An 11,339-nucleotide genomic window follows, 5' to 3' on the forward strand; every position below is an offset into this window, starting at 1 on the left:
GCAGATGAGTGAGCCCAAGGTCCTGTCGGAGAGGTACGAAGTCCGTGCCCTCCTCGGCCGTGGGGGCATGGCGGAAGTGCACGAGGGCGTCGACACCCGCCTGGGTCGGCGCATCGCGATCAAGCTTCTGCGCTCCGATCTCGCGCGCGACCCCTCCTTCCACACCCGCCTCAAGCGGGAGGCGCAGTCCGCCGCCGGTCTCAACCATCCCGGCATCGTCGCCGTCTACGACTCCGGTGAGGAGGAGTTCGTCGAATCCGGCGGCTCCAGCGTGTCCGTGCCGTTCATCGTCATGGAGTACGTCGAGGGCCAGACCCTGCGCGAGGTCCTCAACGAACACGGGACGCTCACCGTCGACGAGGCGCTCAACGTCGTCGCCGGCGTCCTCGCCCCGCTCGAGTACTCCCACCGCAACGGCATCGTCCACCGTGACATCAAACCCGCCAACGTCATGCTCACCCCCGACGGCGACATCAAGGTCATGGACTTCGGGATCGCGCGGGCGCTCAAGGACAACAGCGGGCTCACCCAGACGCAGTCCGTCGTCGGCACCGCCCAGTACCTCTCCCCCGAGCAGGCGCGCGGCGAGGTCGTCGACGCCCGCTCCGACCTCTACTCGACCGCGTGCCTGCTCTACGAGCTGCTCGCCGGTCGTCCCCCGTTCGTCGGGGACTCCCAGCTCGCGGTGGCCTACCAGCATGTCGGGGAGACCCCGCAGCCGCCGAGCTTCTACAACCCGAACATCCCGCCCGAGGTCGACCGCCTCGTCCTCCACGCCCTCCAGAAGGACCGGGACGAGCGGTACCAGGACGCGTACACGTTCCGGGAGGACGTGCTCGCCGCCCGTGACGGTAGGCCGCTGAGCATCGACGGCGACAACGATCGCACGCAGGTCCTCGCCGCCGCCGGCGGGGCGGGCATGATGGGACCCCCCACCGCCACCCAGGCCTACCCGCTCGATGCCGAACCGGCTCACGAGACTGGACCGATGTCCTCGATCATGAACCGGCAGGAGGAGCAGCCGCCGAAGAAGCGGTCGAAGGCGTGGATCTGGATCGGCAGCATCTTCGTCCTCCTCGCACTCGCGGCACTCGCCCTGTGGGTCTACGAGATCAACAAACCCGAACCCATCGTCCAGGTCCAGGTCGCCGACGTCGCAGGCATGGACGCCGATCAGGCCGAATCCCAGCTGCGGAACCAGAAGTTCCAGGTCACCCGCGACGAGCAGTACAGCACCGAGGTCGACGAGGGCAAGGCGATCTCCACCGACCCCGCCGCCGGGCAGTCGATCCCGGAGAACAGCACCGTCAAACTCGTCGTCTCCCTCGGCCCCGAGAGCGTGACGATCCCGCAGGTCTCCGGCAAGACCGAGCAGGAGGCCAGGCAGCTGATCAAGGACGCCAAACTCCAGGCGGGGTCGACGATCACCCAGACCTCACCGGACGTGAAGAAGGGCGTCGTCATCGAGACGAAGCCCGGTGAGGGCGAGAAGGTCGATGTCGATTCGAACGTCGACATCGTCGTCTCCTCCGGCACCGTCGAGGTCCCCGATGTCACGGGGCAGACGAAGGACGAAGCCTGCAAGACCCTGCAGGGCGACGACTACAAACTCGGCTGCAAGGTCGAGGAGGTCGAGACCGCCGACCAGGAGGAGGGCAAGGTCTTCGATCAGTCGATCCCCGGCGGCACCGAGGTGGCGCAGGGATCCGAGATCACCGTGACCGTCGCGAAGAAGCCGCCGGAGCCCACACCGACGATCCCGTCGGTCCCCGGCGGCATCCCCACCTCACCCCCCGGCGACGCCGGCGGCAACGGCAACAACGGCGGCGGCACGGACGCCGACGGCGCCGTGGGCGGCGGGGACTCGTGGTTCGACGGTTGGGCCGACCCCCGCGGACGCGGCAACGGCAACGGGAACTGACCCTAGCGCTGCCTCAGCCGACCCTGCCTCAGCCCAGGCTGACGTAGAGGTCGGTGCGCAGATCCGCCGGGTCCATCTCCGGGTTCGGTTCGGTCACGTAGACCTCGAAGAACGGCAGATCAGGGTGGTGGCCGGCGGCCACGAGCGCCTGCATGTGCGCATTCCACGCCTCACCGAGGCCGTCGTAGCCGCCCTGATAGGTCACGGCCCCGATCGATCCGCCCGGCAGTTCGGAGGGGATCGCGGTGAGGTCGTCCCCGAGCTCGAGCGCCTGGCTCAGACCCGCGGAGACGGGGATGCCGACCTGGATGTCGACGGTGTCCGTGGGCTGGCGCGTGTAGAGGGAGAACGCGGGACCCGTCGGCTCCACCTCGGCGGCGGCAAGTGCCGGGAAGAGACCGGAGAACACGGAGTCGAAGAGCTGCGGCAGCTCTGCCATCGGATAGTTCTGGGCTTCGACGACGACCGTGGGCACGGGTTGGGCTTCGAAGACCGTGAGTTCGCTGTAGGGCTCGGTGGGGAAGTAGCTCGGCTCTGACATGGGTTGTCCTCTCCCTGACGCGGGTGACGATGCGATCCTGTGTGGAACCGATCCTAAGCGCTGCCCGGGTGCCGCGGAAGCACCTACTGCGAGATCGCGGTGGCCAGCGGCGACATCGCCTGCGCCCGGGCGGCGGCACCGCTGAGCCCGCAGACCTCGAGCCAGTTGCCGAGCATGAGGTACCCGGACTCGGTGAGCACGGACTCGGGGTGGAACTGGACGCCGTAGAGAGGTGCGCTGCGGTGCTCGATGGCCATGACGACCCCGTCCGCGGTGCGGGCGGTCACGGCGAAGGTGTCGAGGTCGATCGTCTCGTCGACGATCGCCAGCGAATGGTAGCGGGTCACCGTCAGCGGCGAGGGGCAGCCCGCGAAGATGCCGGCCCCATCGTGGGTGATGACCGAGGTCTTGCCGTGCATGAGCACCGGCGAATGCGTGACCGTGGCTCCGAACACCTCGCCGAGGGCCTGATGGCCCAGACACACGCCGAACAGGGGCGTCGCCGTGTCCGCGGCCCAGCGGATGAGGTCGGGGCACACACCGGATTCGGCGGGAACCCCGGGTCCCGGGGAGAGCAGGATGCCGTCGTAGCCCCTCGCCAGGCCGGCGACCGCCTCGGCGGACACATCGTCGTTGCGGATGACGTCGACCTCGGCGCCGAGCTCACGGACGTAGGAGACGAGGGTGTAGACGAAGCTGTCGTAGTTGTCGACGACGAGGATCGTCGTCATCACGCGCCCTCGTCGGTGACGGTCGCGTTGTTGAACGGCATGTAGGGGGCGACGGCCGGGAAGACGTACTGCATGAGCAGGAGGACGACCGCGGCGATGAGGATGAGGGCGAGGACGAGTTTGACGAACCACGGTCCCGGCAGGAGCCGCCAAATGAGAGCGTACATATCAGGCACCACCGTTCTTGCTGACTTTGTCGTAGGCCTTCGAGTCCTTGATCGCGTCCGGCGGGCCGTCGGCGGCGGGACGCCACTCGGTGAGCTCGGCGTAGGCGATGTAGCGCTCGCGGGCGGAGAACATCGGGTTGCAGGCCGTGAGCGTGAGGATCCGGTCCTTGCCCTTGTACTCCGGCTGGTCGGGCACGGGGGCGAGGACTTCGACGGCGTCGGGGAGGATGATGTCGAAGTTGCGGAACGTGTACGTGTAGAAGCCGTCCTTGGTCTGGACGACGATCTCGTCTCCGGGCTGGAGCTTCGCGATCTGGTTGAACGGCTTGCCGTAGGTGACGCGGTGGCCGGCGACGGAGAAGTTGCCGACCTCCCCGGGCATCGCCGAGTTCGGGTAGCGGCCCACGCCCATCCGGTTGAGGACGGGTTCGAGGTCGACGCCCTCGGCCAGGGTGCGGTAGTAGTCGTCGCCGAAGCGCGGGATGTAGAAGATCCCGAACGCCGTGTTCTTCTCCACCGGTTCGGCGACCACGGGTTCCTTGGGGTCGGCGGGCAGCTTGTTCGGGTCCTGGTTCGCCCAGTCCTTCGTCAGCTGGTCCGCGAGCACCTCGTTGTCGCGGTTGGCTTCGATGTCCGTCCACCACAGCTGCCACACGACGAAGAGGATGAGGACGAGGCCTGCGGTGATGCAGAGTTCGCCGAAGGTGCGGATCGTGCCCCGGATCGGTCCCAGCGGCTGGCGCTGCGGCTTCGGCTTCCTGCCACCGCCGTTGCCGCGTCCTCCGTTCCCTCCTCCGCCGAGGTGGGGGTCGGATTCCGCTGCTGCGGGCTGTGCCGCTGTGGCCGGGGCCGAGGCGTACTGCGCAGACGTGTACTGGGGCTGTGCCGAGGCGTATTGGGGCGCTGTGTTCTGGGCGGTGCTGTATTGGGGCGCGGTGTACTGGTCGGCCGTGTACTGACCTGCGGCAACACCTGCGCCGGCGGCAGCACCTGCACCTGCGTACGGGGCCTGCTGGAGGGGCAGCGCCTCGGTGGGAGCGCCGGAATCGTCAGGTGCATCGGAGTACGAGGGCGCGCCACCGGAGGCTTCGGCTTCGCGGCGGCGCAGTTCGCGACGGCTCGGCAGCGGCTCGTCGAAACTGCGGGAGGCCTGCTGGGTGTGCAGGGGCTCGGTGACGGGTCCTGAGTCGGTCGGCTGCGGGGCGGGCTGGCGTCTCTGCGCAGCGCGAATGGTGGGTCTCGAAGACGATTCGTTACCCGAGGAGGAACTGTTCACCACTTCTGCACCGTGCCTATGACTAATCCGGGACTCGACCAGTGATCGAGCGGGGACATCCGAAGAGAACTTTATCGCATGAGAATGAGAGCGGAGCGTGTTCCCAGCTCACTCTGAGACGCCTTCATGAGAGCCTGTGGTCCGTCATGCGGTTTTTCGCGCATGCTGGCCTCCCGAGTAGACTGGGGGCGATCGTCCCCGACCAAAGCATCGGCGGCCCATTCGGGTTCGCCGTCGAAGGAGTTCTCGTGGCCAAGTCCAACGGACGGACCTCGCGCCCTCAGCGCACCTCGCGCAATGCGGCGAAAGCCCAGTCGACGACCGCGAAGTCGACGACCGAGGATTCTGCCGTCGTCGAGGAGACCGACATCGAGATCACCGAGGTCGAGGTCGATGCCGACGGGACCACGACCGTCGAGGAGACCGACATCGTAGTCACCGAGGTCGAGGACGCCGACGAGAACCCCGACGACCCAGCGGACGACGACGAGAAGACCACCGCTGCCGCGAAGGCGAAGACCGCCTCGGCGAAGGCGAAGTCCGAAGACACGGACGAGGACGACGTCGACGCAGACGACGCCGACGAGAAGCCGACGAAGGCGAAGACCGAGTCCGCGAAGACCGGGTCTGCGAAGTCGGCGAAGAAGGACTCGAAGAAGGCGGTGGCGAAGCGCACCTCGCGTTCGGGCAACCCGGCCAAGCGCTCGCAGGGCCGCAAGACGGCCAGCTACACCTCCGAGGCCGGTCAGCAGACGATCAAGCCGAACCCGCGCTGGTTCCTGCCCGTCCTCCTCGGCCTCCTCATCGTCGGCCTCATCTGGCTCGTGGTGTTCTACCTGACCCAGGGCGCGTTCCCCGTCGAAGCATGGGGCAACTGGAACATCCTCATCGGCTTCGCGTTCTTCGTCGCCGGTCTCATCATGTCCACCCGCTGGCGGTAGATCACCCCACCGCGACGTCGGGGCACATCACCCCGCCGCGTATCCCCGAAACCCGCAGCATCCGAAACCCTCCGCTGCCCGGTTCCCACCGGTCAGCGGAGGGTTTCGTCGACTTCTGAGTTATACCCAAGCAGAATCGCTGTCCTGTGCATAACTTTTTCCACCCCTGTGATCAGGGAAAACACACCGTTGTAAGTTTTCCCCCATGTGGATAACAGCTGTGGACAAACCGCAGATGCAGTGAATCGGGTTCGCCTCAGGGTGCCGCCCCGGCCGTGAGCATCTTCGCCACGACGGCCACGGCCATGAGGACGACGAGGCCTCCGGCGACGAGCCAGAAGACGAGCACCGAACGCTTGGCCGACACGAGCAGACCCGCGCAGCCGAGGACGAAGCCCGTGAGCAGTCCGCCGAGGTGGGCCTGCCAGGAGACGCCTTCGACGATGAAGCCGTACCCGAAGTTAAGCGCGACGAAGAGGACGACGCCGACGATGTTGCGGTCGAGGCGACGGGTGGGCACGAGGAGGACGCCGATGACGGCGAACACGGCACCGGAGGCGCCGATGTTGTTCGTCACCCAGTCCCGGCTCCACGGTTCGGCGAGGAGGAGGACCATGACGGAGCCGCCGACGGCGCCGATGACGTAGACGGCGAGGAACCGGAGGCGGCCGAGTGCGCGTTCGACGAACGACCCGAAGAAGAACAGGCCGATCATGTTCGCCAGCAGGTGGATCGGCGAGGGCTGCTCGTGGACGAGGGCGACGGTGAGCAGGCGCCACGGCTGGTCGAGGGTCAGGGCGGGGACGAAGCTGAACCGGTGGAGGAGGTCGAGTCCCGGCAGCAGCTGGAGCAGGAACGCCAGCCCCGTGACGATCATGATCGTGGCCGTCACCGGGGGAACGGACACGGACAGGGCCCGGCCGGTTTCCCGTGCCGGGCCCTGCTCTGGTGTGCTCATGCCACCATCGTACTCATCGGGTGGGGTGGCGCTCAGGCGTCCTTGATCTCGACGGATTCGATGACGACCGGCTCAACGGGCTTGTCCATCGCTCCCGTGCGCACGCCTTCGATCTCGTCGACGACCTTCTGCGAGGCCTCGTCGGCGACCTCGCCGAAGATCGTGTGCTTGCCGTTGAGCCACGGGGTCTCAGCGGTGGTGATGAAGAACTGCGAACCGTTGGTGCCGCGGCCCATCTGCTTGCCGGCGTTGGCCATCGCGAGCAGGTACTTCTTGTCGAACTGGAGTTCGGGGTGGATCTCGTCGTCGAAGACGTAGCCGGGGCCGCCGGTTCCCGTGCCGAGCGGGTCGCCGCCCTGGATCATGAAGTTCGAGATGATGCGGTGGAAGCCGGTGCCGTCGTAGAAGGGACCCTTCGTGGGCTGACCGGTCTGGGGGTCGGTGAACTCGCGCTCACCGGTGGCGAGTTCGACGAAGTTCGCGACCGTCTTCGGAGCGTGGTTGCCGAAGAGGTTGATGGTGATGTCGCCGTGGTTGGTGTGCAGGACCGCTGTGTTCGTTGCAACTGTAGACATGCCCTCATTCTTCCACGGCCGGGTCCGATCCGCCGATCCGTCAAGGCGGGTTTGCACAACCTGCCAGCGTATCCGCAGGCAAATTCCCTCCCCTGAAGTGGCCGTCGCCCCCGCCTCACGTCGTAGACTGGGAAGTGATCAGTTGCCCCCGGACTTAAGAGGATTGGGAATGTTCATGTCGAAGAAGCCAGCTCCGCAGACTCTCGCGTCGAAGCTCGACTCCGCGAAGAAGACCTCGCTGCGATTCCTGGCTGACGCCTCGGATGCCGCCGCTCCCAAACTGCGTGAGGCAGCCGATAAGGCCAACGTCCAGGTCGAAGCCTTCGCCGAGAAGGCCCGCCCTCAGGTCGAGGCTCTCGCGGAGAAGGCCAACCAGCAGGTCCACGACTGGGCGGACAAGATCGAGGCGTACCGTCCCGAGGCCACGGAGAAGGCCGGGAAGGTCGCCGGCACCGCCGCCGCCTCGCTCGCGGCGATGGAGACCCCGCAGCTCATCGACAACCTCGCCGTGCGCCTCACCGGTGACAAGAAGGCGATGAAGAAGGCCCGCAAGGCCCTCGCCGAGGCCGGCAAGCGGATCCAGAAGGACACCGCGCGGAAGTCGAACACGAGCAAGAAGGCTCTCGTGTGGACCCTCGTCATCGGTTCGGCCGCCGGCATCGGCTACTACGTGTGGAAGAAGGCCCAGCCGGTCGAAGATCCCTGGTCGACCCCGCTGCCGAACAACCGTCCCGCCGACGCCCGCCCCGTCGGATCGACCCCGGCCTCGCGCCAGGGCACGTCCCCGACCGTCTCGCAGGCCCCGGTGCCCGAGTCGAAGACGGAGACGACCCCGGCCCCGAAGCCGGCGACCGCTCCGAAGCCCTCGGGCGACAGCGCCAAGCACTGATGCGCCCAGGCGGCTGAGCCGCCGCTTCAGACCGCGAAGGCGGCCCACCGATCGGTGGGCCGCCTTCCGGCATCTCGGGGCAGACAGGTCAATACACTGCTCCCGGGTTGAGGATGTTGTCGGGGTCCAGCGCTGCCTTGATGAGATGGTTGAGCTCCATGACATCGGCGCCGAGGTAGTCGGCCAGCCACGGCTTCTTCAGCCGTCCCACACCGTGCTCCCCGGTGATCGTCCCGCCCAGGGAGGTCGCCAGGTCCATGACCTCGCCGTAGGCGATGTCGGCCCGGGCGCGCTGCTCGGCGTCGGCGGGATCGACGATGAGCAGCGGGTGGGTGTTGCCGTCCCCGGCGTGGGCGATGACGGAGATGAGGACGTCCCGCTTCTCGGCGATCTCCTCGATCCCGATGACAAGGTCGCCGAGGCGGGGCAGCGGCACACCGACGTCCTCAAGCAGGAGGGTGCCCTTCTTCTCGACCGCGGGGATCGCCATCCGTCGGGCGGTGACGAAGGCCTCCCCCTCCTCGGCGTCGTCGGTCGCATAGACCTCGCTCGCCCCGTTCTTCGCACACAGCTCCTCGACGATCGCGATCTGTCCGGCCGCATACTCTCCGGGTTCGTCGGACTGGATGACGAGCATGCCCGCGGCTTCACGGTCAAGTCCCATCCGCAGTTCGTCCTCGACGGCATTGATCGAGGCGCGGTCCATGAACTCGAGCATCGACAGGCGCATCTGCGCGCAGATGTCGAGCACGGTCTGCGTGGCGCCCTCGAGGGTGGGGAAGGTCGCGACGAGCGTCGTCGGCGGCAGCTGGGCGGGAATGAGGCGCAGGGTCACCTCGGTGATGATGCCCAGCGTGCCCTCGCTGCCGACGAAGAGCTTCGTCAGGGACAGTCCGGCGACGTCCTTGACGCGGGGGCCGCCGAGTTCGACGGCGCGACCGTCGGCGAGGACGACCGTCATCCCGAGGACGTAGTCCGTGGTCACCCCGTATTTGACGCAGCACAGCCCGCCGGCGTTCGTCGCGACGTTGCCGCCGATCGAACAGAACTCGTACGAGGACGGGTCCGGCGGGTACCACAGGCCGTGCTCGGCGGCCGCGGCCTTGACCTCGGCGTTGAAGGCGCCCGGCTGGACGACGGCGATCCTGGTGGCCGGGTCGATGTCGATCTCGCGCATCCGATCGAGGCAGACGATGATCCCGCCCTCGACGGCGGAGCTGCCCCCGGACAGGCCGGAGCCGGCGCCGCGGGGGACGACGGGGACCTTCGCCTCGGCGGCCACACGGACGGCCGCTTGGACGTCGGCGGTCGAGCTCGCGCGCACGATCGCGGCGGGCATCCCCGCTCCCGGATCGTTCGCCCGGTCCCAGCGGTAAGCGTCCATCGAATCCGGGTCGGTGACGAGCGCGTCTGCGGGCAGGACTTCGGACAGGGCGGTGACGACGTCGACGGACATCTCTCTCCTTGCGGTCAGCGGCACAGTGGCTCCCACTCTACGTGAGCCGGCTCACACTGACGAGCCTCCGTCACATCCTCTCGGGCACGCGGATGCCGAGCACGCTCAGCCCGGCCTCGAGGACCGTGAGCACGGTGGCGCTCAGCCGCAGCCGGGAGGCCCGCAGCTCAGGGGTCTCGGCGACGAGGACGGGGCACTGCTCGTAGAACGTCGTGAACGCCTGCGCGAGGTCGAAGAGGTACCCGGCCATCCGGTGGGGCTGGGAGCCGGCGGCCACCTCGGCGAGCACATCGGGGAACCCGAGGATCGTCAGCGCGAGCTCCCGTTCGGCAGGTTCGCCGAGCACGATGGGGGCGTCGGCGAAGGCGATGTCCTCGGCCGCTGCCTTCCGGAGGATCGAGCGGATCCGGGCACCGGCGTACTGGAGGTAGGGCGCGGTGTTGCCGATGGGGGCGAGCATCCGGTCGAGGTCGAAGGTGTACGAGGTGTCGTGGGCGACGGAGAGGTCGGCGTACTTGACCGCGCCGATCCCGACGATGCGGGCGACCTCATCGGCCTCCTCGGGCGTGAACTCGGCGTTCGACTCCTCGAGGGCGGCCTTGGCCCGGGTGACCGCCTCGGCGAGGAGTTCGGCCAGGCGCAGCGGCTTGCCCGAGCGGGTGCGCAGGATCTTGCCGTCGGAGCCGAGCACGTTGCCGATCTTCACGTGTTCGAGGACCATGTCCTCGGGGATCCAGCCGGCGGCCCGGGCGGTCGCGAAGACCATCTCGAAGTGAAGGGCCTGCGGGCTGCCGACGACGTAGAGGACGCGGTCGACGCCCAGCACCTGGGCACGGCGGCGCACGGCGGCGAGGTCGGTCGTCGCATAGCCGTAGCCGCCGTCGGACTTGCGGACGATGAGCGGCAGCGGCTGACCGTCACGGCCGGTGAAGCCGGAGGGGAAGACGCACAGGGCGCCGTCGCTCATCCGGGCCAGGCCCTTGGCTTCGAGTTCGTCGCAGACCGCTTCGAGGTCGTCGTTGTACGTGCTCTCGCCTGCGAGGTCGGCATCGGTCAGGGTGACGTCGAGGAGGGAGTAGATGCGGTTGAAGTAGGTCCGCGAGTAGCCGACGAGGGTCTCCCAGAGCTCCAGCGTCTGGGCGTCCCCGCCCTGGAGCGCGACGACGCGGGAGCGGGAGCGAGTCGCGAAGTCCTCATCCGCGTCGAACTTCACGCGTGCCGCCTGGTAGAAGGCGTTGGGGTCCTCGGAGATCGTCTGCGCGGTCTCCGAGTCGATGCCGACGTCGAGCAGCTGCTCGATGAGCATGCCGAAGGGCGTGCCCCAGTCGCCGATGTGGTTCTGGCGGATGACGGTGTTGCCGATGTATTCGTGGGTCCGGGCGAGCGCGTCGCCGACGACGGTCGTGCGCAGGTGGCCGACGTGCATCTCCTTCGCGACGTTGGGCGCCGAGTAGTCGATGACGATCCGTTGCGGGTCCGCAGGCTCCTCGACGGCGGTGGCGTCCTCGGTCTCGAGGGTGCGGGCGAGGAACTCGGGGGTGAACGTGAGGTTGATGAAGCCGGGGCCGGAGATCTCCGGGGGCTGGGCGACTCCCTCGAGGTCGAGGTGCTCGACGATGCGGGCGGCGATGTCGCGGGGCTTCGAGCCCAGCTCCTTGGCCAGAGGGAGGGCGACGTTGGCCTGGAAGTCGGCGAACTGCGAGCTCCTGATGACGGGATCGCGGTCCGCGTAGTCGTCTCCGAAGGCGGCGGTCAGGGCGGCTGCGAACCGGTCGGTGAGAAGAGTCGTGAGCGTCGGCATGTCCCCCATTCTATTCGGGGCCGGCACGCGCGTTTCCGCTGGCCCGACGACCGGACCGGCGCCGGGCATCGGCTGTAATGTGG

General features: G+C 67.9%; 11 protein-coding genes. 3 read left to right on the forward strand and 8 right to left on the reverse strand.

Annotation, left to right across the window (positions count from 1 at the left end; all coding sequences use genetic code 11):
- The first annotated feature begins 4 nt into the window (after positions 1-4).
- Positions 5-1,921, forward strand: coding sequence for a Stk1 family PASTA domain-containing Ser/Thr kinase (pknB, locus tag AAHA49_RS13975; protein WP_342038706.1), 1,917 nt, complete (start codon positions 5-7; stop codon positions 1,919-1,921).
- 28 nt (positions 1,922-1,949) lie between these two features.
- Here pknB and AAHA49_RS13980 read toward each other — a convergent pair whose 3' ends face one another.
- From AAHA49_RS13980 to AAHA49_RS13995, 4 genes are all read right to left on the reverse strand, one after another.
- On the reverse strand, positions 1,950-2,462 hold the full coding sequence (locus tag AAHA49_RS13980) for a GyrI-like domain-containing protein (protein ID WP_342038707.1): 513 nt from the start codon (positions 2,460-2,462) through the stop codon (positions 1,950-1,952).
- An 83-nt stretch (positions 2,463-2,545) separates the two neighbouring features.
- Positions 2,546-3,193, reverse strand: a complete 648-nt coding sequence (locus tag AAHA49_RS13985; RefSeq protein ID WP_342038708.1) for an anthranilate synthase component II — start codon at positions 3,191-3,193, stop codon at positions 2,546-2,548.
- Complete coding sequence (locus AAHA49_RS13990) at positions 3,193-3,360, reverse strand: hypothetical protein (RefSeq protein WP_342038709.1); 168 nt, start codon at positions 3,358-3,360, stop codon at positions 3,193-3,195. Before AAHA49_RS13990 ends, AAHA49_RS13985 begins: the two co-directional genes overlap by 1 nt.
- A gap of 1 nt (position 3,361) precedes the next feature.
- Entirely contained in the window at positions 3,362-4,639 is a 1,278-nt protein-coding gene (locus AAHA49_RS13995; protein WP_342038710.1) for a class E sortase, read from the reverse strand.
- 245 nt (positions 4,640-4,884) lie between these two features.
- Between AAHA49_RS13995 and AAHA49_RS14000 the strand changes: the two genes are divergently transcribed.
- Positions 4,885-5,577, forward strand: coding sequence for a cell division protein CrgA (locus AAHA49_RS14000; RefSeq protein ID WP_339391100.1), 693 nt, complete (start codon positions 4,885-4,887; stop codon positions 5,575-5,577).
- 256 nt (positions 5,578-5,833) lie between these two features.
- On the opposite strand, the gene AAHA49_RS14005 is transcribed toward AAHA49_RS14000, so the two are convergent.
- Entirely contained in the window at positions 5,834-6,535 is a 702-nt protein-coding gene (locus AAHA49_RS14005; protein WP_339391099.1) for a rhomboid family intramembrane serine protease, read from the reverse strand.
- Between the two features lie 32 nt (positions 6,536-6,567).
- The gene (locus AAHA49_RS14010) at positions 6,568-7,110 is read right to left on the reverse strand and encodes a peptidylprolyl isomerase (protein ID WP_339391098.1); all 543 of its coding nucleotides are present in this window, start codon (positions 7,108-7,110) and stop codon (positions 6,568-6,570) included.
- A gap of 175 nt (positions 7,111-7,285) precedes the next feature.
- On the opposite strand from AAHA49_RS14010, the gene AAHA49_RS14015 reads away from it, so the two are divergent.
- Positions 7,286-7,999: a hypothetical protein gene (locus tag AAHA49_RS14015; RefSeq protein WP_339391097.1), complete on the forward strand. Its 714-nt coding sequence runs from the start codon at positions 7,286-7,288 to the stop codon at positions 7,997-7,999.
- Between the two features lie 88 nt (positions 8,000-8,087).
- Here AAHA49_RS14015 and AAHA49_RS14020 read toward each other — a convergent pair whose 3' ends face one another.
- Both AAHA49_RS14020 and argS read right to left on the reverse strand, forming a co-directional pair.
- Positions 8,088-9,455: an FAD-binding oxidoreductase gene (locus tag AAHA49_RS14020; protein WP_339391096.1), complete on the reverse strand. Its 1,368-nt coding sequence runs from the start codon at positions 9,453-9,455 to the stop codon at positions 8,088-8,090.
- A 70-nt stretch (positions 9,456-9,525) separates the two neighbouring features.
- Positions 9,526-11,256 (reverse strand): arginine--tRNA ligase, encoded by a 1,731-nt coding sequence (argS, locus tag AAHA49_RS14025; RefSeq protein WP_342038711.1) that lies wholly within the window; start codon positions 11,254-11,256, stop codon positions 9,526-9,528.
- Between the last annotated feature and the right edge of the window lie 83 nt (positions 11,257-11,339).

The organism is Brevibacterium ammoniilyticum (assembly GCF_038429965.1).
GTDB lineage: Bacteria > Actinomycetota > Actinomycetes > Actinomycetales > Brevibacteriaceae > Brevibacterium > Brevibacterium ammoniilyticum.

Bases quoted from the DNA above. Each gene is read 5' to 3' on its own strand.
- pknB (WP_342038706.1), top strand. From the start codon at position 5: ATGAGTGAGCCCAAGGTCCTGTCGGAGAGGTACGAAGTCCGTGCCCTC.
- AAHA49_RS13980 (WP_342038707.1), bottom strand. From the start codon at position 2,462: ATGTCAGAGCCGAGCTACTTCCCCACCGAGCCCTACAGCGAACTCACG.
- AAHA49_RS13985 (WP_342038708.1), bottom strand. From the start codon at position 3,193: ATGACGACGATCCTCGTCGTCGACAACTACGACAGCTTCGTCTACACC.
- AAHA49_RS13990 (WP_342038709.1), bottom strand. From the start codon at position 3,360: ATGTACGCTCTCATTTGGCGGCTCCTGCCGGGACCGTGGTTCGTCAAA.
- AAHA49_RS14005 (WP_339391099.1), bottom strand. From the start codon at position 6,535: ATGAGCACACCAGAGCAGGGCCCGGCACGGGAAACCGGCCGGGCCCTG.
- AAHA49_RS14010 (WP_339391098.1), bottom strand. From the start codon at position 7,110: ATGTCTACAGTTGCAACGAACACAGCGGTCCTGCACACCAACCACGGC.
- AAHA49_RS14015 (WP_339391097.1), top strand. From the start codon at position 7,286: ATGTCGAAGAAGCCAGCTCCGCAGACTCTCGCGTCGAAGCTCGACTCC.
- AAHA49_RS14020 (WP_339391096.1), bottom strand. From the start codon at position 9,455: ATGTCCGTCGACGTCGTCACCGCCCTGTCCGAAGTCCTGCCCGCAGAC.
- argS (WP_342038711.1), bottom strand. From the start codon at position 11,256: ATGCCGACGCTCACGACTCTTCTCACCGACCGGTTCGCAGCCGCCCTG.